Source organism: Erythrobacter sp. JB1-4, from assembly GCF_057365025.1.
On the sequence record NZ_CP200292.1, the window covers coordinates 811,481 to 832,990 of the forward strand.

34 protein-coding genes and 1 pseudogene are annotated in these 21,510 nt (G+C 56.8%); 19 read left to right on the top strand and 16 right to left on the bottom strand.

The window, feature by feature from the left end:
- Window positions 1–9: 9 nt before the first annotated feature.
- Entirely contained in the window at window positions 10–588 is a 579-nt protein-coding gene (locus tag AC0V61_RS03690) for a YceI family protein (RefSeq protein WP_486155928.1), read from the top strand.
- A 3-nt stretch (window positions 589–591) separates the two neighbouring features.
- Here the strand turns inward: AC0V61_RS03690 and rbfA are convergent, their stop codons facing one another.
- Entirely contained in the window at window positions 592–1,005 is a 414-nt protein-coding gene (gene rbfA, locus AC0V61_RS03695; RefSeq protein WP_486155929.1) for a 30S ribosome-binding factor RbfA, read from the bottom strand.
- 151 nt (window positions 1,006–1,156) lie between these two features.
- Here rbfA and AC0V61_RS03700 point away from each other — a divergent pair, with 151 nt between their 5' ends.
- Window positions 1,157–1,405: a hypothetical protein gene (locus AC0V61_RS03700; RefSeq protein WP_486155930.1), complete on the top strand. Its 249-nt coding sequence runs from the start codon at window positions 1,157–1,159 to the stop codon at window positions 1,403–1,405.
- 65 nt (window positions 1,406–1,470) lie between these two features.
- On the opposite strand, the gene AC0V61_RS03705 is transcribed toward AC0V61_RS03700, so the two are convergent.
- The 12 genes and pseudogenes from AC0V61_RS03705 to AC0V61_RS03760 all read right to left on the bottom strand — a co-directional run bounded on the left by AC0V61_RS03705 (window position 1,471) and on the right by AC0V61_RS03760 (window position 11,339).
- Window positions 1,471–2,007 carry a DUF1697 domain-containing protein gene (locus tag AC0V61_RS03705; RefSeq protein ID WP_486155931.1) on the bottom strand — a complete coding sequence of 179 codons (537 nt, stop codon included), beginning with the start codon at window positions 2,005–2,007 and terminating at the stop codon, window positions 1,471–1,473.
- Window positions 2,004–2,447 (bottom strand): PaaI family thioesterase, encoded by a 444-nt coding sequence (locus AC0V61_RS03710; protein ID WP_486155932.1) that lies wholly within the window; start codon window positions 2,445–2,447, stop codon window positions 2,004–2,006. The genes AC0V61_RS03705 and AC0V61_RS03710 overlap by 4 nt, the downstream gene beginning before the upstream one ends.
- Window positions 2,448–2,457: 10 nt before the next feature.
- Complete coding sequence (locus AC0V61_RS03715) at window positions 2,458–2,625, bottom strand: hypothetical protein (RefSeq protein WP_486155933.1); 168 nt, start codon at window positions 2,623–2,625, stop codon at window positions 2,458–2,460.
- Window positions 2,626–2,911: 286 nt separating this feature from the next.
- The gene (gene infB, locus AC0V61_RS03720; RefSeq protein WP_486155934.1) at window positions 2,912–5,458 is read right to left on the bottom strand and encodes a translation initiation factor IF-2; all 2,547 of its coding nucleotides are present in this window, start codon (window positions 5,456–5,458) and stop codon (window positions 2,912–2,914) included.
- A gap of 75 nt (window positions 5,459–5,533) precedes the next feature.
- Window positions 5,534–6,280 (bottom strand): DUF448 domain-containing protein, encoded by a 747-nt coding sequence (locus tag AC0V61_RS03725; RefSeq protein ID WP_486155935.1) that lies wholly within the window; start codon window positions 6,278–6,280, stop codon window positions 5,534–5,536.
- The gene (gene nusA / locus AC0V61_RS03730; protein WP_486159441.1) at window positions 6,261–7,913 is read right to left on the bottom strand and encodes a transcription termination factor NusA; all 1,653 of its coding nucleotides are present in this window, start codon (window positions 7,911–7,913) and stop codon (window positions 6,261–6,263) included. Before nusA ends, AC0V61_RS03725 begins: the two co-directional genes overlap by 20 nt.
- The gene (gene rimP / locus AC0V61_RS03735) at window positions 7,910–8,500 is read right to left on the bottom strand and encodes a ribosome maturation protein RimP (protein ID WP_486155936.1); all 591 of its coding nucleotides are present in this window, start codon (window positions 8,498–8,500) and stop codon (window positions 7,910–7,912) included. Before rimP ends, nusA begins: the two co-directional genes overlap by 4 nt.
- Before the next feature lie 198 nt (window positions 8,501–8,698).
- Entirely contained in the window at window positions 8,699–9,196 is a 498-nt protein-coding gene (locus tag AC0V61_RS03740) for a PilZ domain-containing protein (RefSeq protein ID WP_486155937.1), read from the bottom strand.
- Between the two features lie 134 nt (window positions 9,197–9,330).
- Window positions 9,331–9,717 (bottom strand): hypothetical protein, encoded by a 387-nt coding sequence (locus AC0V61_RS03745; RefSeq protein ID WP_486155938.1) that lies wholly within the window; start codon window positions 9,715–9,717, stop codon window positions 9,331–9,333.
- Window positions 9,718–9,795: 78 nt separating this feature from the next.
- Complete coding sequence (locus AC0V61_RS03750; RefSeq protein ID WP_486155939.1) at window positions 9,796–10,128, bottom strand: hypothetical protein; 333 nt, start codon at window positions 10,126–10,128, stop codon at window positions 9,796–9,798.
- Between the two features lie 157 nt (window positions 10,129–10,285).
- Window positions 10,286–10,453 (bottom strand): annotated as a pseudogene (locus tag AC0V61_RS03755) (helix-turn-helix domain-containing protein); the annotation flags it as partial.
- Entirely contained in the window at window positions 10,449–11,339 is an 891-nt protein-coding gene (locus AC0V61_RS03760) for a sigma 54-interacting transcriptional regulator (protein WP_486155940.1), read from the bottom strand. The gene AC0V61_RS03760 and the pseudogene AC0V61_RS03755, both read right to left, overlap by 5 nt.
- A 196-nt stretch (window positions 11,340–11,535) precedes the next feature.
- Between AC0V61_RS03760 and AC0V61_RS03765 the strand changes: the two genes are divergently transcribed.
- From AC0V61_RS03765 to AC0V61_RS03825, 13 genes are all read left to right on the top strand, one after another.
- Window positions 11,536–11,703, top strand: coding sequence for a hypothetical protein (locus AC0V61_RS03765; protein WP_486155941.1), 168 nt, complete (start codon window positions 11,536–11,538; stop codon window positions 11,701–11,703).
- Between the two features lie 231 nt (window positions 11,704–11,934).
- Window positions 11,935–12,765, top strand: coding sequence for a phage shock protein PspA (pspA, locus tag AC0V61_RS03770; protein WP_486159443.1), 831 nt, complete (start codon window positions 11,935–11,937; stop codon window positions 12,763–12,765).
- Window positions 12,766–12,815: 50 nt separating this feature from the next.
- Window positions 12,816–13,127, top strand: a complete 312-nt coding sequence (gene pspB, locus AC0V61_RS03775; RefSeq protein ID WP_486155942.1) for an envelope stress response membrane protein PspB — start codon at window positions 12,816–12,818, stop codon at window positions 13,125–13,127.
- Window positions 13,124–13,501, top strand: a complete 378-nt coding sequence (pspC, locus tag AC0V61_RS03780) for an envelope stress response membrane protein PspC (protein ID WP_486155943.1) — start codon at window positions 13,124–13,126, stop codon at window positions 13,499–13,501. The genes pspB and pspC overlap by 4 nt, the downstream gene beginning before the upstream one ends.
- Before the next feature lie 37 nt (window positions 13,502–13,538).
- Complete coding sequence (locus AC0V61_RS03785; RefSeq protein WP_486155944.1) at window positions 13,539–13,841, top strand: hypothetical protein; 303 nt, start codon at window positions 13,539–13,541, stop codon at window positions 13,839–13,841.
- Window positions 13,841–14,185, top strand: coding sequence for a hypothetical protein (locus tag AC0V61_RS03790; protein ID WP_486155945.1), 345 nt, complete (start codon window positions 13,841–13,843; stop codon window positions 14,183–14,185). Before AC0V61_RS03785 ends, AC0V61_RS03790 begins: the two co-directional genes overlap by 1 nt.
- A complete protein-coding gene (locus AC0V61_RS03795) occupies window positions 14,182–14,541 on the top strand; it encodes a hypothetical protein (RefSeq protein WP_486155946.1) in 360 nt (119 codons plus the stop codon). The genes AC0V61_RS03790 and AC0V61_RS03795 overlap by 4 nt, the downstream gene beginning before the upstream one ends.
- On the top strand, window positions 14,541–14,840 hold the full coding sequence (locus tag AC0V61_RS03800) for a hypothetical protein (RefSeq protein WP_486155947.1): 300 nt from the start codon (window positions 14,541–14,543) through the stop codon (window positions 14,838–14,840). The genes AC0V61_RS03795 and AC0V61_RS03800 overlap by 1 nt, the downstream gene beginning before the upstream one ends.
- Window positions 14,840–15,109, top strand: a complete 270-nt coding sequence (locus AC0V61_RS03805; RefSeq protein ID WP_486155948.1) for a hypothetical protein — start codon at window positions 14,840–14,842, stop codon at window positions 15,107–15,109. The genes AC0V61_RS03800 and AC0V61_RS03805 overlap by 1 nt, the downstream gene beginning before the upstream one ends.
- Entirely contained in the window at window positions 15,106–15,456 is a 351-nt protein-coding gene (locus AC0V61_RS03810; RefSeq protein ID WP_486155949.1) for a hypothetical protein, read from the top strand. Before AC0V61_RS03805 ends, AC0V61_RS03810 begins: the two co-directional genes overlap by 4 nt.
- The gene (locus AC0V61_RS03815; protein ID WP_486159445.1) at window positions 15,456–15,710 is read left to right on the top strand and encodes a hypothetical protein; all 255 of its coding nucleotides are present in this window, start codon (window positions 15,456–15,458) and stop codon (window positions 15,708–15,710) included. Before AC0V61_RS03810 ends, AC0V61_RS03815 begins: the two co-directional genes overlap by 1 nt.
- 57 nt (window positions 15,711–15,767) lie before the next feature.
- The gene (locus tag AC0V61_RS03820; protein ID WP_486155950.1) at window positions 15,768–16,178 is read left to right on the top strand and encodes a SufE family protein; all 411 of its coding nucleotides are present in this window, start codon (window positions 15,768–15,770) and stop codon (window positions 16,176–16,178) included.
- Window positions 16,179–16,183: 5 nt separating this feature from the next.
- Window positions 16,184–16,531 (top strand): YbaN family protein, encoded by a 348-nt coding sequence (locus AC0V61_RS03825; protein ID WP_486155951.1) that lies wholly within the window; start codon window positions 16,184–16,186, stop codon window positions 16,529–16,531.
- A gap of 9 nt (window positions 16,532–16,540) precedes the next feature.
- On the opposite strand, the gene AC0V61_RS03830 is transcribed toward AC0V61_RS03825, so the two are convergent.
- From AC0V61_RS03830 to AC0V61_RS03840, 3 genes are all read right to left on the bottom strand, one after another.
- On the bottom strand, window positions 16,541–17,077 hold the full coding sequence (locus AC0V61_RS03830; protein ID WP_486155952.1) for a sterol desaturase family protein: 537 nt from the start codon (window positions 17,075–17,077) through the stop codon (window positions 16,541–16,543).
- Window positions 17,074–17,853, bottom strand: a complete 780-nt coding sequence (locus AC0V61_RS03835) for a fatty acid desaturase (protein WP_486155953.1) — start codon at window positions 17,851–17,853, stop codon at window positions 17,074–17,076. Before AC0V61_RS03835 ends, AC0V61_RS03830 begins: the two co-directional genes overlap by 4 nt.
- Window positions 17,854–17,928: 75 nt before the next feature.
- The gene (locus tag AC0V61_RS03840; protein WP_486155954.1) at window positions 17,929–18,327 is read right to left on the bottom strand and encodes an acyl-CoA thioesterase; all 399 of its coding nucleotides are present in this window, start codon (window positions 18,325–18,327) and stop codon (window positions 17,929–17,931) included.
- A gap of 124 nt (window positions 18,328–18,451) precedes the next feature.
- On the opposite strand from AC0V61_RS03840, the gene leuC reads away from it, so the two are divergent.
- Genes leuC through leuD form a run of 4 tightly spaced genes read left to right on the top strand, consistent with a single transcriptional unit; the run spans window position 18,452 to window position 21,509 of the window.
- On the top strand, window positions 18,452–19,879 hold the full coding sequence (gene leuC, locus AC0V61_RS03845) for a 3-isopropylmalate dehydratase large subunit (protein ID WP_486155955.1): 1,428 nt from the start codon (window positions 18,452–18,454) through the stop codon (window positions 19,877–19,879).
- A 4-nt stretch (window positions 19,880–19,883) separates the two neighbouring features.
- On the top strand, window positions 19,884–20,642 hold the full coding sequence (locus AC0V61_RS03850) for a hypothetical protein (protein WP_486155956.1): 759 nt from the start codon (window positions 19,884–19,886) through the stop codon (window positions 20,640–20,642).
- Between the two features lie 28 nt (window positions 20,643–20,670).
- Window positions 20,671–20,874 carry an isopropylmalate isomerase gene (locus AC0V61_RS03855; RefSeq protein WP_486155957.1) on the top strand — a complete coding sequence of 68 codons (204 nt, stop codon included), beginning with the start codon at window positions 20,671–20,673 and terminating at the stop codon, window positions 20,872–20,874.
- 17 nt (window positions 20,875–20,891) lie between these two features.
- Complete coding sequence (gene leuD / locus AC0V61_RS03860; protein WP_486155958.1) at window positions 20,892–21,509, top strand: 3-isopropylmalate dehydratase small subunit; 618 nt, start codon at window positions 20,892–20,894, stop codon at window positions 21,507–21,509.
- Window position 21,510: the final 1 nt, after the last annotated feature.

Consider the following 21,510-nt stretch of genomic DNA (forward strand, 5'->3'; position numbering starts at 1 on the left):
GAGCTTACAATGATCCCCCTTCTACGACGCTTAATGCTGCTTCCGCTGTTTGCTGCTTTTCTGGTGGCCAATGCGGATGCACCGGTCAATTACCGCATCGATCAGAGCAATTCGCTCCTGAGCGCCAAAGTCCCCTTTTTTGGCCTCTCCAGCAAAACCGCGACCTTCCCCAAGGTGCGCGGGACAGCGACGATTGTGGGCAATGATCCTGCCAAGACAGAGATTGACGTCACTTGGGATGCAACCGCAATTACTGCGCCGGACACGGTCACTTTAAACCGGTTGAAAGGCGAGAAATTCTTCTGGGTCGAGCAATACCCCTCGATCCGTTTCAAAGGCCGCGCGCTCAAAATGACAAGCGCTACCGAAGGCTCAATGACGGGCAGACTGACGGCGCGCGGTGTGACCCGCGATCAGACGTTGAAGGTCAAGTTTGACCGCAATCCTTTGACTGCAGGCGCCAACGCCCCGATCAATTTCACCGCGACGGCCAAGATTGACAGGCGCAATTACGGGATGAAAAGCTTCCAGCTGATCGTTGGCAATAAGGTCGATATCAGCCTGCGCGCGCGAATTGTGCCTCAGTAAGGTTTAGTCTGCGTCTTCCAGATCGTCGTCCAGATCGCGCGCGACTTTAGGATCGCGCAAAAGCATCTCAATCCGGTCCGCTTCGGCAAAGCTTTCATCTTTGCGAAACTTGAGTTTTGGCGCGAATTTGAGGCCCAAGCGTTTGGCAACCTCGCGTTGCAGGAAGGCAGTGTTCTGGCGCAGAGCCTTGACCACATCGTCCTCTGCATTGCCCAATAGCGGCTTCACATAAGCGGTAGCATTGCGAAGGTCCGGCGTCATCCGCACCTCGGTCACAGCGATGTTGGACGCGCTCACCACGTCATCGTGGACCTCTTGCCGGGCAAGAAGTTCTGACAGGATATGGCGCACGCGCTCGCCTACTTTGAGAACGCGGACCGATTGCTGCTCTGCGGTGAAGTCTTGTCGCTTAGCCATGCCCCCCCTTAGCGGCTCTATGCGCACGCTGCGAGCACTTCTTGTGCGTTCACCCCGCCCTACAATTTAGCCTACGCCGACCGGCCTATTGCGAATGCGTCGCACAATCTGAAATAGAGCGCAGCATAAAACAACTGGCAGGAAACCCCCGATGAAAACACTCACATCACTTATCGTTGCCGCCGCGCTCATTGCGCCTGCTGCTGCTACCGCTGGTCACCGGATCAATACACCGGGCACAGAAAGCCGTCATGAGGCGAACCTGTCTGCTCCAACCCTCAAAGTGAACAAAACGCCGATGGCTGAAATTCGTCAAACTGAGACGCAAGAGCCCAAAAAGCAGCGTCCGCGCGCCGCTCTTGCTGGCAAGGTCAACGTGGCCGCGCGCTCACGCAACTAAGCCCAAAGTACAAGGAGCATACGCCCCTCAATGCTCCATTGTGTGTGGGCGGGTGATAGGGATCATCATCCGCCCATTTTCTTGAGGATGTTGTTGAGGCTGTTCATATTGCGCGCGGTTCCCTTCACGCCCAACCGTCGTTCGAGCAGCTTGCCGGTGATGTCCGAATTGCTGACGCCGTAAACGTAGTTGAGGTAAAGGACCCGGTCGCCCAGAGCGAGGGTTTCATCGCCTTTGCTTTTGCGTTCCTCAAAAAAGTCTTCAAAGCGCCCCGGTTGTGGGTGATCGCTCAAGAAGATGGAGTGGACCATCTTGTCTGAACCCACGCCGTAAAAGGGATTGTCTTCGACCGCCTCTTGAACCTGCTGCTGTGTGCGCACCATGACGCAGGAGTTAAAGCCAAATCGGTCAGCGAGGATTTGCTCGAGCTGCATTTCGATGAGGTACGGCTCGCGCTCGTCTGTAAGGATCACATTGCCGCTGGCAGCAACGGTTTCGAGGTCCTTAAACCCCTCTTTTGTCAAAACGGCTTTCAAATCGACCATCTTCACCCGGTTGCCCCCGATATTGATCGAGCCAAGAAGGGCGAGGTAACGTGTCATTTAAGGTCCATGCCGGTACTTGTTGCGCTTGGTCTGGCTGAGGGGATGGCGGTCGAAGTCGCGCGCGCCATCAGCTTGCCGTCTTCAGAGAAAAGCTCACCTTCGAGGATGATAACCTTGCGGCCACCCTTCACCACGCGGCCTTTGCCGATGAGCGGGCCTTCTGGGATGAGGCGGATAAGGCTCATCGAAATCTCAAGGTTGAGCGGTGCCATTGCGCCATTGGTGGAGGCGACATAGGCATAGCCCATCACATCATCGAGATAGCCCGCGACAAGCCCGCCCTGCACGCCGCCGCGGTGGGTGATCATCTCGCGGCGCACGGTGAAATGCATGGTTGCTGTTTGGGTTTCCGCATCGAAATCAACGAATTGGGAGCCAAGGAGGGCGGTGTGCGGAGAGGTGTACGCGTCCTCTGGGTGGATGTACTTTTCGGTCATTCGTAACGCCTTACAAGAGCCACCAAGTCGGCACGCCGATCACCAAGATGATTGCAAAGAGATCAATCGTGCAGCCCGACAAACAGCCGTCGCGGGCACGCTTATACCAAGGCTTCTTGGCTTCCTCGCGTGCCCGGATTTGCTCATCGCTCATATAACGGCTGTCGTCGTCGGTCATTTAGGTCCCCTCATCCCCTCCCGCTTGCGGGAGGGGCAGTGAGACTTGGCAGCTTGTCTGCCTAGTCTCAGCGGGGTGGGCCTCGCGGCCCAGCGCTACGCGCCCCCACCCCCAACCCCTCCCGCAAGCGAGAGGGGAGAACTTACTTTCAGTCTTCGGCGTTCCGCCGCTCGAGAGCCTTAGCAATCCTCTCCAACGTGTCTGTTTGCCTGCGATTTTCGTAATACAAACCAATCAGGGCAAATCCAGCGAAGACGCCAACCAAGATTAACCAGCCAAGCATCTCTTACCCAACCTCCAGCGTCCGCTCGCGAAGCTCAACCTCGAAGACTTCAAGCTGGTCGCCCGGTTTGATGTCGTTCGTGTCTTCCAGAACCACGCCGCATTCAAGGCCTGAGCGGACCTCATCAACGTCGTCCTTAAAGCGCCGCAATGACGCAATGGTGGTCGCCGAGACGATAACATCTTCGCGGGTGAGACGCGCGAACAGGCCTTTGCGAATAACGCCCTCTTCGACGAGGAGACCTGCGGCCTTGTCTTTCTTGCCTGAGCGGAAGACCTCTTTGACCTGCGCCCGGCCAACAACGGTCTCGATCCGCTCTGGGCCAAGCTCGCCAGCCATTTCCTTCGCGACTTCTTCGGTGAGGTGATAGATCACATCGTAATACATCATCCGCACGCCGTCGCGTTTGATCAGCTCGCGCGCTTTTGCGTTCGGACGAACACCAAAGCCGACAATCGGCGCGTTGGATGCGGCGGCCAGTGTCACATCGCTTTCCGTGATCGCACCGACACCTGCGTGCAGAACGCGCGCTTTAATGTCGTCAGTGGAGATCGAGTGAAGCGAATTGACGATCGCTTCAACCGAGCCCTGTACGTCGGCTTTGACCAGAACCGGCCATTCGATGACGTTCGACGCCAGATTGTTGAACATCGTATCGAAGCTGGTTGGCGCAAGCGCGGTACGTTTCTCGGTCGCTTTCTCCTGACGATAAGACGCAACTTCGCGCGCACGCTGCTCATTCTCCACCACGGTCAGACGGTCGCCTGCCGATGGAACGCCGCCAAGGCCAAGGACCTCGACCGGCATGGAAGGCCCGGCCTCTTTGATCTGCTTGCCCTGGTCATTGACCACAGCGCGCACACGCCCGCTCTGCGTCCCAACAACAAAGGTGTCGCCGCGCTTCAACGTGCCGCGCGTGACAAGCACGGTCGCCACAGGACCACGGCCCTTATCAAGCTGCGCTTCGATGACGGTTGCATCGGCATCGCGGTCTGGGCGGGCTTTGAGTTCAAGCAATTCGGCCTGAACATTGATCGCCTCAAGAAGGTCATCAAGACCCGTTTTCTTGATCGCAGAGATTTCAACATCCTGCACATCGCCCGACATTTTCTCCACGATCACCTCGTGTTCGAGAAGACGGTTGCGCACATTGTCCGGGTTCGCCTCTGGCTTATCCATCTTGTTGATCGCAACGATCATCGGAACACCGGCGGCTTTGGTGTGCTTAATCGCCTCAATCGTTTGAGGCATGATGCCATCGTCAGCTGCCACCACCAGCACCACGATATCGGTCACATTCGCACCGCGCTGACGCATCTCGGTGAAGGCTGCGTGGCCCGGTGTATCAAGGAAAGTGATCTTCTGCTTGTCTTTAGTAGTGATCTGGTACGAGCCGATGTGCTGCGTAATGCCGCCCGCTTCGCCTTTGGTGACATTGGCACCGCGAAGAGCATCAAGCAGCGAGGTTTTCCCGTGGTCGACGTGGCCCATAATGGTCACAACCGGCGGACGCGGTTTCAGCGTCTCTTCTGGATCAACATCCTCTTCAACCTGAATATCGACATCGGCCTCTGAGACCTTCTCAATATTGTGGCCAAATTGTTCAACGAGCAGTTCGGCTGTGTCTTGGTCGATGGTCTGGTTGACGGTCACCATCATATCAAGATTGAACAGCTCTTTGACGAGGTCTGCGCCTTTTTCGCCCATCCGTTTGGCAAGTTCGCCAACGGTGATGGCTTCAGGCACGACGACATCGCGCACTTGTTTTTCACGCGGCTGATTTGAACCACCACCTTGCAGGCGGCGTTCTTTCTCCCTCGCGCGCTTGAGCGCGGCGAGGCTGCGTGCACGGCGGCCTTCGTCCTCGTTGAGAGCCTTGGTAACGGTCAGCTTGCCAGAACGACGTTTGTCTTTGCCGCCACCGGGCTGTTGCTGAGCCCCCTTATCGTCCTTCTTTTTCGTAGCCTTCTTCTCAGGACGCTTAGGCTCAGGACGCGCAACGGGTGTGAATTTGCGAGCAGCTGGCGTGGGTGTGCCTTTGGGCGCAGCTGGTGCTGCTTCAGGAGCCGCAGCGGCCTCTGCCTCGGCTTGAGCAGCAGCCTGCGCCTCTTGCTTGGCGCGCTCTTCGGCCTCTGCCTTAGCTTTGCGATTGTCCTCTTCGCGCTTCTTGGCCTCCTCAGCATTCTGCTTGGCGCGTTGATCGTCGCGTTTGCGGTTTTCTTCCGCCATGCGCAGACGCTCTTCCTCAGCCTCACGCTGAAGCCGCGCGACGCGCTCTTGCGGCGTTTCGTCCGAGGCCGCTGGCTTTTTGGGCGCAGGCGCTTTGGCTACGGGAGCAGGCGTTGGTGCAGGCGCAGGGGCCGGTGCGGGCGCAGGCTCTGGCGCAGGAGCGGGCGTCTCGCCGGGCTTTAGAAGCTTGCGGCGACGCTTCACCTCGACCGCCACCTTATTGGTGCGGCCGTGGCTAAAGGTCTGCTTGACCTCGCCAGCGTCCACCGCCTTTTTCAGGCCGAGTGGTTTGCGTGCTGGTTTTTTCTCTTCGTCGCTCATGCTTGCTACTTAAGTCCTTCAAAAATCTCATCATCTCGCGCGATATGCCACGCGCTGGTCGTGTCGGTCCTGCGACTAGCTCGGGGGATCATTCCCCAAAAACCGCGAAAGGCGTGTGACTGCTTGGCCAACCCTGCCAGAGGCAGTCTTGCTTGTTTGAGAGACCCCAGCCCGCGCCGAAACCCCCAAATGCACGACATTTTCGCGGCCCAATGCCACAGAGAGGGCATCGCGGTCCAGTGGCAACACTGTTCCGCGCACACCTGTTCCCTCTTGATCCGTGCCCACGCGCCACGCCTGATCGAGCTTTTTGCGCCCATCCTCACTGCTATCGCTGGCATGCAAAAGCAGTGCGATGCGGCCAGACCGTGCGTGTTCGGCAAGCTTGGCAGAGCCCATCACGATATTGCCACCGCGACGCTCAAGCCCGAGCCGATCCAAGAGGGTGCGCACAAGAGCATCCGCGATCTGTTGCGCGAGATTGTCGCTGTAGGAAAGCCTTGCGTCTGTAGGACCGCCCTTAAACGCGCGAAGAAGCGCCTTCTTCAAGTGGCCATCAGACATGGCGGTTTCAAGAGCGCCTCGGTCAGGCGCAATCCACGCGCCGCGTCCAGGAGCCTTGCCTTGCGGGTCGGGCAGCACCTCGCCGTCTGGCGAAATGGCAAGCCGGATGAGTTCGTCGCGCGGGAAAATCTCTCCCGATAGGACGCATTTGCGCTCAGGGCTTGATGGCGCACAGGACCGCTGGCTCCCGGAATTGCTCCCGGGAGTGCTCGTTTCAGTGGTGTCGGAGCTTACGCACTCATTGTGGGGAGTCCGCATCGGCGGCCTCCTGACTTGTGGCTTCGGCTACTGGTTCTTCATCTTCGAACCAGTGTGCGCGGGCAGCCATAATGATTTCGTTGCCCTGCTCTTCGGTGAGGCCATACTCACCCAAAACGCCGCCCTTGTCCTGTTCGCGCTGTGGCGGACGGCGCATGGGCGGGCCATCTGGGTTGTTGTTGCGGCGCTTGGGTGCTTCGCGTTTCTTCGCGATCAGTTCGTCGGTCGCAAGGTCTGCAACATCATCGAGCGTCTTGAGCCCTGCCTTACCAAGCGTGACCAGCATCGCTTCGCTGAGATGCGGCAGTTCAGCAATCGCATCTTCCACGCCTAGTTCACGGCGAGTGGCGCGGTGGGCTTCTTCAGCGCGTTGGATCGCTTCGAGCGCGCGGCTTTGAAGTTCCTCGGCGAGCTCCTCGTCAAACCCTTCGATGGACGCGAGTTCAGCAAGCTCAACGTAAGCGACTTCCTCAAGCTCGGCGAAGCCTTCGGCCACGAGAAGCTGTGAGAGGGTTTCATCAACATCGAGCTCTTCTTCGAACATTTTCGAACGTTCAGCGAACTCCTTGGAGCGCTTCTCGGAAGCCTCTTCCTCGGTCATGATGTCGATCTGCTGCGCGGTTAGCTGGCTCGCCAAACGCACGTTTTGACCACGGCGACCAATGGCAAGGCTGAGTTGATCGTCCGGAACAACCACTTCGATACGGCCATCGTCTTCATCCAGAACCACACGGGCAACCGTTGCAGGCTGGAGCGCATTCACAATGAAGGTCGCGGCGTCGTCGGACCATGGGATGATGTCGATCTTCTCGCCTTGGAGCTCTTGCACCACGGCTTGAACGCGCGAACCCTTCATACCCACACAGGCACCAACTGGGTCGATGGAGCTGTCGTGGCTGATCACGCCGATCTTCGCGCGTGAGCCCGGGTCACGGGCAGCGGCCTTGATCTCGATAATGCCGTCGTAAATCTCAGGCACTTCCTGCGCGAACAGCTTGCGCATGAAATCAGGCGCAGCGCGCGAAAGGAAGATTTGGGGCCCACGATTGTTACGTTCAACCTTAGTGATGAGTGCGCGAACACGCTCACCCACACGGGCTGCTTCACGCGGGATTTGCTGGTCGCGGCGGATCACACCTTCGGCGCGGCCAAGGTTGACGATCACATGGCCAAATTCGACCGACTTGATGACGCCAGTGATAACTTCGCCAGCGCGGTCTTTGAACTCTTCAAACTGACGCTCACGCTCTGCATCGCGGACCTTTTGGAAGATCACCTGCTTTGCAGATTGCGCATCGATACGGCCAAGATCAACCGGGGGCAGCGGGTCGACAATAAAGTCGCCAAGGTTTGCACCTTCTTGCAGCTTTTGACCCTGCTTCAGGTCCACCTGCTTGAAGTAGTCCTCGACCTCTTCAACAACCTCAACCACACGCCAAAGCGTCAGATCGCCAGTTACGGGATCAAGCTTTGCGCGGATATCATTCTCAGCACCATAGCGGTTACGCGCGCTCTTTTGGATCGCCTCTTCCATCGCTTCGATCACGATGGATTTGTCGATCATCTTTTCCGACGCAACGGAGTTCGCGATTGCGAGCAATTCTGCCTTATTGGCGGAAATAGCACTCATCAGTCGTCTGCCTTCTCTTTGGTTTCTTCTTCGATTTCGTCAGCGCCCGAGGCGTCGATCGGCTTTGTCGCAGCGATCAGCTTGTCAGTAAGGACCAGCTTTGCACTGTGAATTTCGTCTTGCGGGAGAGCGACCTCGCCCGTCTTGGAGTCGGTAAGCGCCACCATACCAGCATCAATGCCGTTTAGCTCACCTTTAAATACGCGTTTGCTTGTCGCTTCGCCAGACCGGCCCCCAGACCAATCTTTATTCATCACAATGCGCGCCTCATGACCTGCCCAATTGGTAAAGTCTTTTTCGCGGGTCAGCGGACGGTCGATACCGGGCGAAGACACCTCAAGATGATACGCGCCTTCGATCAAAAGCTCGCCAGCCTCCTCGCGCGCGTCCATCATATCGGACACACGGCGCGAGAGCGCTGCGCATTGCTCAATCACCAGCTGCCCCGTTGCAGGGTCCTCTGCCATAATTTGAAGTGCTTCGCCGCCGTCCCCTGCCTCAGATGGCATCATCGCCACGCGCACCAGCTCAAAACCCAAAGCTTGCGCTTCGGGTTCGATCAATGCGGAAAGGCGGGCGATATCGGTCATTGGGTCGGCGCGATACTCTTCGTTTGAGACAATATACTATTCGATTGAGACAAAGTCGTTTCGTGCCGGCCCCTTGCGGCGCCAGCCCTTGTTGTGTTCGACAATGTCGGGATGAGTGCGAGTTAGGCTTATTCTGGTGCTTTGGCAAGGGGCCTAATACAAATCCCTGCTTGCTCGAACAAAGCCTTATGCAAAGCCTTAAATGACGCCGTTGACCCAGTCCTTCACCTCAGCGCGAAGACCTTTAAGGTCGTCAGGCTGATAGGAATCGCCAAAAGTCCGCATATCGAGGACATCTTGATCTGCAAGCGGCGGGTCGAACAGCAGACCGTTGACGCCGCCGCTGGGCCCTTGGGCTGTGCGCACGACTTCGCAAAACAGCTCAAGGCCTGCGATCTGCAGGAAAGCTGTTTCGTTCATGTCGAGAGTTTTTTCCAATCCAACCTGAGCCCCGGTGCGTGACAGATCGATCAAAATGCAGCGATGGCTGCCATAAAGCGATACCAGCTTTGCCGGAAGCGATAGCCGCAACCGTGGTGAGCCGCGCCGTCCGATGGGAAAGGGGGTCTCTTGCTCTGGTACGCCAGAAACCTGGTTTAGCTGAGTTCTTAAAGTGCGTTGCCGAAGATCGCGCGCGCGCGAAGGTTCGTTGGAACCTCGCAAAGGGCTTGAAAACAAGGGACGTGCAGCGCTCATGGCTAATGAGTGTTAAAGCCGCGTGGTCAAATCTCGGGAAATACCAGACTAGGTATCAATACCTAAGTTGGGGGTGCAGGATCGCAGCTAGGAGTAATGCCAGAGTTGCGCCGCGCCAAATTCAATCGCAAATATTAGCCGTTCATTCCTGCCCACGCCTGCGCAGTGGCGCGCATCTCGGCAAGCTCTTTGACGGCAAAGTTTTTTTGATATTGGCGAACTTGAGCGACGAATGTGTCGGACACCGGAATTTCGAACACAGCAGCGTTAAGGCCAACGCCTCGCCGTTTGACAATCACGAAATGGTCGATGGGACCACATCTTAAAAACCCGGCACTTTCGGGTTTGACAGGCTCAAGGATCGCAAAAAGCACGCCTGTGCGAGAAAGATTGGTTACGATTATCCTTGGATTGCCGATGGTCGAAATAAATGTGCCCGGCAAACTAAGGGGGAGGCGCGGCGCGGCGCGTTTTGCCTTCTGGAAATCGCTTTCAAAGTCGTCCTCTACGAGGCTAGCCATGCCACACACTCCGCTGCACGCTCATACCCATTCACCGGCACCCTCTTTAATAGGCACCATCTTTACCGGCCATCACCTTTACCGGGCATCATCGCCCCAATCATTGCCGCCCGAACGATCATCGCGCGATCGGTATTGATCCTTGCGGTTGCCAGCGGTGCTATCTGCGCTGCCATATCCCCAGCCGTCTCGGGCAAGTTCTTGGTCGCGCTGCGCCTGACGCGCTTCTTCGAGTGCACGTTCGCCCAATTGCGATGCACGCTCTCCGTAATCTTCGGCAACTTTGGGTGCCACATAGGACGCACCAGCAGTGAGAATGAGAGTAAGAGCAAAGCCCACAAGAAGAACGCCGCCTATCGCAAACCGCACCAACCCTGTGAACCTGTCCACCATGTCGACAAGCAACTGCATATCCGCTTCCCTCAATCGAACCGGAGTTACCCGATAGTAACCCTATGAAGGGCCGGGTGTAGCTTAGAGTTGTAAATGACTTGTAAAGGCTAGCGGGCCTTTTGAGTGAAATTATAGCCTTAGGATCAAGCGCTTAAGGTCTGGATTTTGCGGACCGCTACTCTTGGCCTTCCATTAGACCGTGTTTTTTGATCGCATGGCGCAATTGGTCATAGCTTAGGCCCAGCGCCTTCGCTGTCTGGCGCTGGTTCCAGCGATGTTTGCCAAGGGCATGCTCAAGGATCGCGCGTTCATGCGCATCGACAGCCGCGCGTAGGTCATCAACCTTTTCCAGTTGGTCGCCAGTGCGCGCCCTTGGTCGCGGTCACTGTCCCGGCACCGGTGGCGACCGCCGCAGCGGCGCTATCGGAGCGGCGATGCGAGGGGCTTGCAGGTTTCCACGGGCTTTCAAAAGGGTCGAACTGTACGTGGGAAATTGCGCGTTCGGGGTCATCCCAGCGATAGACTGCGCGTTCCACTACATTGCGAAGTTCGCGGACATTGCCGGGCCACTCATAGTTCTCGAGCTGCTCCATCACATGGGGCGCAAATCCGGGCCAACCGTGCCAGTGCAGCTCACTCGACATGCGCCGTGCGAAATATTCAGCGAGCACCATCACATCCCCATCACGCACTCTCAAAGGTGGCAAGGTGATCACCTCAAAGCTCAAACGATCGAGCAAATCGGCACGGAACTCACCGCTTTTGGCAAGCGCTGGAAGGTCGTCATTGGTCGCTGCCACGATCCTCACATCCACCCGGACGGGGCGAGAAGAGCCAATGCGGGTGACTTCGCCATATTCCACCGCTCTCAGAAGCCTTTCCTGGGCACCCATCGAAAGCGTGCCGAGTTCATCCAGAAAAAGCGTGCCTTTGTCAGCTTCCTCGAAACGTCCCGCGCGCGCTTTGGTGGCGCCTGTAAAGGCCCCGGCCTCATGACCAAAGAGCTCCGCCTCAATAAGCGTTTCAGGAAGCGCTGCACAGTTCATGGTGACGAGCGGCTCATCCCAGCGGTTGGACAGGCGATGAAGACGTTCAGCGATGAGCTCTTTGCCCGTCCCGCGCTCTCCGATAACCAAAACCGGGCGCTGCATTGGAGCGGCCCTTGAAGCACGCTCAACCGCGTCGAGGAATGCGCCAGACTGGCCGATAAACTGGTTCTCGCGCTCCACTCTATTCCCTTACCAAATCAGCCATTCGGGCTTTACACCCAAGATATAGGAAATTTTCCCAATGCTTGGCAATAGTCGCCATATGTAAAATTGGGGGTTTAGGTGAAAGTGTCTATTTATCATATGCTTGTGCACTTTGGCACACGCCCTGCAATGCATTTGGCAACACTGAAACACACCTTCGGGGATCTAAAAAATGTACACCAAAGCTTTCTTCCAAACCAAACTTGGTCAAGCCTCTTTGGCTAGCATCGTTGCCACAACGGCGATGATCGCCCTCACCACTCAAATGAATATGGTTGCTCAGGATGCGAATTTTGCTCAGCCTGCTGGCACAGCCGCTGTTCTGGTTGAGATGGCGTAAGGCCGCTTGTTCGTGACCAAACGAGACGATCTTCTTCCCCAAGGGCCGGAGCACGCCAATAAGTCTGCCGGAAGGGCCGACAAAACGGCTTCTCCCCTAAAGCCTGCCCCAAGTCCGGTTGATGACGACATCCTTGATGCCGTATTCGACGACGTGCTTTCCCCGACACGTGACGAGACTTCAAGCAGCGCTTCGGCCCACCCCTCTATCGGCCCCTCTATCGGCCCCTCTATCGGAAAGAAGAATGCCTCTCGCCTTGATGCGGAAATCGAGGCCTTGCGCAGGAGCCCTACTCCGACGCAAAGTCTAACAAGACCGCATTACGAGAACGACTCGGAAGCGCAGAACAAAACAAACCCGTTTCTTGATGGAGTAGCCTTCATGGGCATTTTCAGCCGCACCAGAGATATTATCGCTGCAAACTTCACCGATATGCTCGACAAAGCGGACGACCCGCAAAAGATGATCCGCATGATCATCCTCGAGATGGAGGAGACGCTGGTCGAAGTGCGCGCCTCTGCTGCGCGGACGATTGCCGACCAAAAAGAGATGCACCGCCATGTGGTGAAGCTCGACCGGCTTCAGGCTGATTGGGCGGACAAAGCACAGCTCGCTTTGTCGAAAGACCGTGAAGATTTGGCGCGCGCGGCTCTGGTGGAGAAGAAGAAAGCGGTCGGCATGGCTGATCAGCTTAAAGAAGAGATCGCCGTGCTCGATGATGCCCTCAGGGCTTATGAACAGGATATTCAAAAGCTGCAGCATCGCCTTCGCGAGGCACGCAGCCGTCAAACGCAAATAGCGGCGCGCCTTGAGAGTGCTGAAAACCGCGTGAAGCTGCGCTCGCTGATGAGCACTGAGCGCACCGACGACGCGCTGAGCAAGTTTGATCAGATGGAACGCCGCGTCGATTATGCGGAAGGCCGCGCCGATGCGATTGCAATTGGCAATGAAGGGCCGCCTTCGCTGTCGGACGAAATTGCCGCGCTCGAAGGCCAAGACGCCATCGACGACGAGCTTGAAGAAATGAAGAAACTGCTCGGTAAACCCGGCGCAGATGATTGAATAATGGGCCCGCGTTAGGGTCACCTTAGACGGACAGGGAATTTTGAGAAATGCCGGACGAAATCATTGCCTTGATGATCGTGGGAATGCTGTTCATCGGCCTTCCATGGGTGATCCTCCACTACGTCACCAAATGGAAAACCGCCGCCACCATCACCTCTGATGATGAGGTGCTTTTGGAGGAGCTCTACAACCTCGCAAAGCGCCTCGATGAGCGCATGGACACCGTTGAGCGCCTTGTTGCGACCGACGACCCCGCATTTACTCCGGTCAAACGCCTTCAGGCGGACCAGGAAACCGACAACCAGCAATTGCGTGAGCTTGAACAGCTTATCGCAGAGAAAAAAGGAGCCCAATCATGAACAGCCGCACTTCGCTTTATCGCGATAAGCACAATGCCAAACTAATGGGCGTTTGCGCTGGGATTGCGGATTACACCGGGATCGATGCGTTCTGGATCCGCCTGGGCGTGGTCGCGCTTACGATCTTTGCACTGGGTCCACTGGCGCTTGTTGTCTACATTGCGATGGGTCTGATCCTTCAAAAGAAGCCGCCACACCTTTACCGCGATGATCAGGAAGAGGTCTATTGGCAGCGTGTTCGTCAAAGCCCGCAGCGCACGGCCCGCGAAATCCGCGCCCGTTTCCGCGACATCGACCGGCGTCTCGCCGATGTCGAGAGCTACTACGTCAGCAACAACCCGCGCCTGACTCAGGAAATCGAGCAGCTGCGCTAATCACACTCAAGAAGGGGGGCAACCCATGGATCCTATAATGATCCCAATTATGGGCATTGTCTTTGGCTGCACCATTCCGGTGGTCGCCATTTGGGCAAAGCACCAACAGAAGCTTGCCGTTATTCACAGCAAGAGCACTGCCGATGCGACCGCAGAAAAAGCCGCGCAATATGCAGCGCAGGTCTCAAAGTTGGAAGACCGCGTCCAAGTGCTCGAACGCATCGTGACCGACCGTGGCTATGATGTGGCGACACAGATTGAAGCGCTTCGCGACATTCGTGAGGTAGAGGCAGAGGATACCGGCACCCCCCTCAACATTGGAACCAAGGAGAAAGCGTGATGGATTGGGGCGGACCTGGATTTGTTCTCGCCATTATCGCTGTCAGCATGGGTGGCTGGCTCCTCAACAACTTGATCAGAGCCAAGCACGGCTATGATCTTGAAGATGAATGGGGCGGCAAAACGGCCAAGCGCGATAGCGAAGAGACAAAGCGCCTCAAGGCCGAAAATGCTGATCTCAATTCCAAGCTCGACCAAATGCAGGACCGGATGGTGGTGCTCGAAAAAATCGTGACCGACAAAGGCTATGGCCTTGCCGATGAGATCGAAGCCCTTCGCGATGCGCCTGCCAAGAGTGACAGCGGCATCCCCCTTAACCTGAATACGAAAGAGAAACAGTCATGAGCGTCGACGCAGCAGCGGTTATTGTACCTAACCTCCCCTGGATTATCGGCGGTGCTCTTGCGGTTGGAGGAGCCGGCGTGCTCGGGTGGATTTACACCACACGTCTTAGGATCCAGCACGGCTACCCTCTGGAAGGTGCATGGGGTCAATCGATTAAGCCTGTCACTGACCACGAAGCGAAACAGCGCGTCACCTTGCTCACCCAGGAAAACGCCGAACTTCGCGCAGAGATCGGCTCGGTCAAAGATCGGCTCGCCAATGTGGAGCGGATCGTGACCGATGGCAGCTATCAGCTCTCCTCGGAGATCGACAACCTGCGCTCGCTTGAGCACCAGAAGGATGCAGGAAACGCATAATGGACAGCGATCTTCTCATCATTTTCCCTGCGATCATCGTGATGCTTGCGATCATCGGTCTGTCGGTGAACGGGATCATTTCAAAGGCAACCGCCTATTATCTTGAAAAAGACGCGCGTGCCCGAGGTTCTGATACGAATAACGCGCATTCCAAACATATTGATGAGCGTACTCAGATGATCGAAGATCGCTTGGCTGTGCTTGAGAGACTGGCGACCGACAAGGGCACGCTGCTTTCCGATGAGATCGAGGCTTTGCGCCTTGACGTGTATGAACGCCGCCAGAAGGAAAGAGGCTGATGTTTGGACCTGACACCGCCTTGATGTTTGACGCCATTCAAATCTCGGTAATTGTGGCAGCGGTCACAGGTGGCGCTGTATATTGTGCCATGCGCTGGGCCCGCACTTCTAAGAACCGCCGCGCTGTGGATCAGGTATCTGGCTTCGATCTTGAGGAACGCGTCCAGGTGCTCGAGAGGATTGCAACGGACCGTTCAATTGACCTTGCCGAAGAGATTGAGGGCCTGCGCACGCAAACCCCGGTATCGATTAAGGAGACCCAAAGATGAGCGGATGGGCCATCGTTGCTGTTGTTGCCATTGTTGTTTGGGGCATTGTCCAGATGGCAAAGGCGAGGGCTGGAATCATCTCGGACGAAGACGGCAATGAGACCTTTATCGGGCGCGAGGACGCAGTTTCCAAAGTGGAAACCGAGGAAATTCGCGGAGAGATGAAGCAGTTGAAAGAACGCCTTCACGTCCTTGAACGCATTGCAACTGACAACAACACCATGGACGCGCGCGAACGTGCACGGGTCGCCGCTGAGATCGAGGCCCTTCGCGCGCCCGATGAGACAAAAGCAGACGCAGGCATTCCCCTCCCCTCTTCCCTCAATGAGAAGGAGCAGAGCAAATGATTATGGACCCCACTCTTGTTATCACCGCTGCCTGTCTTGTTGGGATATGCGTTGTCGCCTTCGCATTGCTTCGCGCTTGGCAAGGCTGGCTCGAACTCAAGCGCCAGGAACTTGACCGCACGGCTTCGCGAAAAAGCCTTGAGGCGCCGGAAATCGAAGGCGGAGCAGCAGCTGGCGCGGCCCGTATCGAGCTTGCCGATATGAAAGAGCGCATCAAAAAGCTTGAGGCGATCGCCAGCGGAGTTGAGCTTTAGGAAGCGGTTGGCTGAAAGCCCTTCCCCTAAGGGCGCTCGGCTCCTAAATGGCAACCCATGCGATCCCTTGAAGACATCCTAGAAGAGTACGAATTCCTCGAAGGCGATGAGCGCTACGCTTTGCTAATCGAACTTGGCCGAGAGCTGGAGGCGATGCCTGATGCTCTTAAGACCGATGCGACATTGGTGCGCGGGTGTTCGGCTGCGGTGTGGGTCTACCCTACCGAACAAACCGACACGCTTCACTTCCTTGCCGATAGCAATGCCGCAATTACAAAGGGCATTGTCGCTTTGGTTATCGCAGCTGTCCAGGATAAGCCTGCGCAGGCAGTGGCGAGCATGGATGTAATGGGCGCACTGGATCCCTTTAATTTAAAAAGCCAACTTTCGAGCAATCGTACGCAAGGCGTCCCCAATATGATCGCTCTTGTGAAAGAGCACGCCGCCCGGCTTGCTGCTGCAGGATAGGCCGCGTGCGAGGGTTCTACCTCGCTTGCGGGATCGCTTGCGTCATATTGGGCGCGGTTGGCGCAGTCCTTCCGCTCCTTCCAACCGTGCCTTTCCTCTTGCTTGCCACCTACTGTTTTGCGCGCAGCAATGAAGAATGGGAGCGCAAGATCATCGAGCACCCAAGGTGGGGCCCGCAAATCGTTGAATGGCGAGAACGCCGAGCCATCTCGCGAGACGCCAAGGTCGCTGCGATTTTGACGCTCATTGCAGGCGTCGCCTTCACCTATTTAACAATTGGTGAGCCATGGGTGTGGTTTTCGATTGGCGCGCTGGTCTTCATCGGCGGCTGGATCGCAACCCGCGCTGAATAGCGCCAAGGGTTAGTTCAACGTGGTGATCCGGTTAGCGCTATCCTCGCGCGCAGCGGCACTTTCGCGCACAACCGCAACGCCCGACTTTGCCTGTTCTTTGAGCTCCGCCTTCAGCTTTGCCGGGTCGCGGGCGATGACAAAGCCGAAGCTTACCCCGCCTTCTTTACCGATAGTCGCATGGTGCAGCTTGTGGGCTTGAACCAGCCGCTTGGCATACCCCTTTTTAGGAACCCATTTGAAGAAGCGTTGATGCACCAGGCCATCATGCACAATCGCATAGACAACGCCGTAAAGATTAACGCCCAGCGCAGCCCACCACAGCCACTCCCAATAAAGTGATCCAAAGATATACATGCACGCGTTGATGGTGCCAAAGACAGTGGCGTAAAGGTCGTTTTTCTCAAAGGTGTTGTCGTGCGGCTCATGATGGTCGCGGTGCCAGCCCCAGCCCCATCCATGCATCACATATTTGTGCGCCCACCAGGCAAAGAACTCCATAAAGATGAGCGCGCCAAGCGTGGTTGCAATTGCAGCTGTCCAGCTCATCGTGAGCTTGCCCCTTCTCTTACATCGTGTCCAACACCCGCACGCCGGGCCATCGGAAGCGCCCACCATGGCACATCAGGCCTGCGGTGATGTTCAAGGTGATAGCCGAAATGGAAGCAAGTTGCGAGGCTTAGCAGCGTCCCGAATGTGTCGCTGCGCGCATTATGGTCATCGGCAAACGACTTACCGTCGAGGTGGGCATGGGTGCGATAGGTGCCGAAGTAAAAGAGCTGGAGCGAGGAAAGCAGCGCTGGCGCTCCATAAAGGAGCACAATCTGGACCATAGGGATGCCGATCACGAGCCAATAAATCCCGACTACGGTGTGCACGAAAACAAGCGACTGCCAGCCAAAATAGCGCTTGAAGAATGTCCAATACCATTTGGCGAAATGGCTGGGATTGTTCTCGTCGAAATCCGGGTCACCTTTGTGTCCTGCAAGCCGGTGATGGGTGTGGTGAGCATCTCTTAAGGTCTTCCACCCAAACCCTGCATAGAGGAACAAGAGAACCGTCGCGATCCCGGCGCCAACCTTTGGGTTCGCCGGCACGAGCGTCCCATGCATCGCATCATGGCAAACGATAAACACGCCCACGGATAGCCAACACTGCACAACAGCCATTGCGACTGCGAAGGGCAGGTTTTGCCAGGAAAGCTCAAACACAAACATCGCATAGGCGTGAATGCCCAGCCAGCTGCCTGCGATAAGAGCGCCCAAGACCAGACCCACGGCTCCTTGCACGCCTCGTGAGGGCAAAGAAAAGGATGCTGGCGTCATGCCGATAGATACGCTTTGTTCGAGCACTTGGCTGCGTATAGGCGCTCGAAAGGGCCGCGCAAAGCGCAAGTTCGCTTAGTCTTCGGCGAAGAAGAACTCGCGCAGATGTTCGCCAATGCGTGCCGGGCGAAGGGTCTTGGCATCGATACAGCACCAGCTCGATTGCACTTCGGCAAGAACATCTTCGCCTCGGCTAATCACTGTGCGATAGAATGCACGCGCGCCATTATAGCGCTCAAGCACTGTTTGAGCGATCACATCATCCTCTAGGAACGCGGGCTTTCGGTAAGTGATTTCGTGCTTCAAAGCGACCCAAGCCTTTGCCGCCACCTCCTCTGCAGGGGCCACTTTCTGCCAATGGGCAAGAACTGCATCCTGAACCCAATTTAGATAACGGGCATTGTTCACATGTCCCATAAAATCGATGTCCTCGGGGACGACCGTAATCGGGAATTGGAAAGGCCTTGCTGACATAACTGTCAGTTAGCATGCTCAGGGAATTTTTCCAGCGCTAATCGCTGCGTGGTGACACCTAATCTTGCGCGCGCGGGCCTGTCCCGGCTATCGGCTGCACGAAGAGATTTGAGAGAATTACACAATGCCCAATTCACCCCGCACGCTTTATCAGAAAATCTGGGACGACCATGTGGTCGAGACCAGAGATGATGGCACAGCGATTATCTATATCGACCGCCACCTTGTGCATGAGGTGACCAGCCCGCAGGCCTTTGAAGCGTTGCGCATTGCTGGCCGTCCGGTGCGCCGTCCTGAGCTGACGTTGGCGGTGCCGGATCACAATCTGCCGACCACCGCGCGCCGCGATGCGTCAGGAGGCAAGATCGCGATTGAAGACCCGCAGAGTGCTGCGCAATTAGAAGCGCTTGAAAAGAACGCGCCCGAATTTGGCATCCGCTACATCGGCGATGCTGACGCGGAACAGGGGATCGTTCACGTTGTGGGCCCAGAACAGGGCTTCTCCCTTCCCGGCACCACAATCGTTTGCGGCGACTCGCACACAGCCAGCCACGGCGGGCTTGGCGCGCTCGCATTTGGCATTGGCACGAGCGAGGTCGAGCATGTGCTCGCCACCCAAACGCTGCTGCTCCAACAGTCGAAATCGATGGAAGTGCGCGTCGAGGGCGAACTTGGCGCGGGCGTCACCGCCAAGGACGTCATCATGCACGTAATAGGCGTGATTGGTGCAGCTGGCGGCACAGGCTATGTCATCGAATATCGCGGAAATGTGTTCGAGGCGATGACCATCGAGGAACGCCTGACGGTCTGCAATATGAGCATCGAAGGCGGCGCGCGCGCTGGCCTCATTGCACCTGATGAAACAACATATCGCTATCTCAAAGGCCGCCCCATGGCGCCCAAGGGTGGTGATTGGGACAATGCGCTTACCTATTGGAAAACTTTGCGCACCGATGAAGGCGCGGTGTTTGATAAATCGGTCGTCATTGATGCCGCCGATATCGCTCCCAGCGTCACATGGGGCACCAGCCCTGAGGACGTGCTCCCCATCACCGGCCTCGTCCCTGCCCCTGATAGCTTTGCGGATGAAAACAAGCAGGCAGCAGCGGCTAAGAGCCTCGAGTATATGGGGCTGACCCCCGGCACTCCTCTGACCGACATTCCGGTTGAGAACATCTTCATCGGAAGTTGCACCAACAGCCGTATCGAAGATTTGCGCGCCGCCGCTAAGGTTTTAAAAGGCAAGAGCAAAGCAGACAATGTGCGCTGGGCAATCGTGGTTCCGGGCTCTGGGTTAGTCAAGGCCATGGCCGAGGATGAAGGTCTAGACCGCATCTTCACAGACGCAGGCTTCGAATGGCGCGAGCCGGGATGCTCGGCGTGTCTGGGCATGAACCCTGATAAAGTGCCAGCAGGCGAACGCTGCGCCTCAACCAGCAACCGCAATTTCGTCGGTCGTCAGGGACCGGGAGCGCGCACTCACCTGGTCTCGCCGGCCATGGCCGCAGCGGCGGCGGTGAAAGGCAGGCTGGCGGACGTTAGGGAGCTTTGATCTCATGGGCCTCCTAAGCAAGTTGTTCGGGCGCGGTCGCGGTGAGGCCTCTCAAGGCGATACTAAGGAACCGGACTACGAGTTTAATGAGCCCGACGACCCACGTTATGCTGAATTCGCCGCAGCACGGCGCGCCATGTGGGAGAGCATTGGCCCGGTCGATGATGATGTAATCGCTCATCTGATCAGCCCCGAATTTCAAGGCGGTCCTGCATGGCCGACGACAAGGCAAGCATATCTGCGCGTCAGGCCGAACGGGCGGACAATTATCGCCTCAGACGGGCTAAGCGACCTCTTTTCTGGCACAACTATGCCCGACGCAGGCTTTGAATGCGAAGTCTACATCGAAAGCGACGAACTGACGCAAGCTGATTTCGACGAGCTCACGAAAAGCTGGCAATACTCCCTCATCGAAAACTTCGCTCAGAATGTGGCGAATTTCGGAGGCATAAACGACAATCTGGATCGGCTTGGGGTCATCTCGATGGAGCTGCCCGCTCCTGCGAACATGCCCGAAGGCTGGATCACACAAAACGGTAATGTAGGAGCGCTCATCAATCTGTCAGTGCCAGAACGCCCCGAATTCTGCGAGCTTTCTGAGGGCGTTCGCATTCGCATCATTGCGCTTACGATCCTTCTTCCAGACGAGATCGACTATTTGATTGAAGGCCGGGCAGAGGCGCGTGCTGATCTGGCCGCGCGGCTGCTCGCTTCACCAACCGGCTTTATTTCCTCAACTGAGCGGCCATCTGTGCTTGCTTAGCTCTCCCACAATACCCATGGGTACAAATATGACTGACGAAACACCCCCGGAAGAAAAGTCCTCCACCGGTCGCAAGGCCGCTATTGGCGCTGCTGCCACCATTGGCTCTGCCGCTGTCGCTGCAGCGCTGCTCTACGCGGGCAAGCGCTTTATGGCGAAGCCCAAGGACACCAGCCTTGGCGATGGACAGGCAGATACAGCGCCTTCCGGCGAGCCACCAGAAACCGACTAAGCGTTAGGACCCGTCAAATGCAGCCGCTCTCTAAGGTCGAAGGCCGCGCCATCCCGTTTGGCGCCAAGAATGTCGATACGGACATCATCATCCCCTCCAAATGGCTCAAAACCATCACCCGCGAAGGGCTTGGCGAAGGCGCTTTTGAAACCTTGCGCGAGGATCCCAACAACGTCTTTGATGCCCCTGAGAACAAGGGCGCACCGATTTTGATTGCTGGCGATAACTTTGGGTGCGGATCGAGCCGTGAGCACGCGGCTTGGGCGCTGGGCGACCTTGGCATTCGCGCGGTCATCGCGCCTTCTTATTCTGACATTTTCTCGAGCAATGCGGTGAAGAACGGGATCCTGCCCGTGGTCCTGCCACAAGAGGCCGTCGACCGCCTGATGGAAGTCGCGCGCGGCGGCGATCCGATTTACATCGACTTGGAAGCACAGACCGTCACGACCGAGTTCCAAGACCGGTTCACCTTCGACCTTGATCCTTTCCGCAAGCACTGCTTGCTTGGCGGGCTCGATGAGGTTTCACTAACGCTGGAAAGCAGCGCGCAAATCGGCACTTACGAAGACAAGCGCACCAACGCAAAAGGCTGGGTCATGGCCGGTACTGCCGTTTCTGGCACCAACGCCGCCTAAT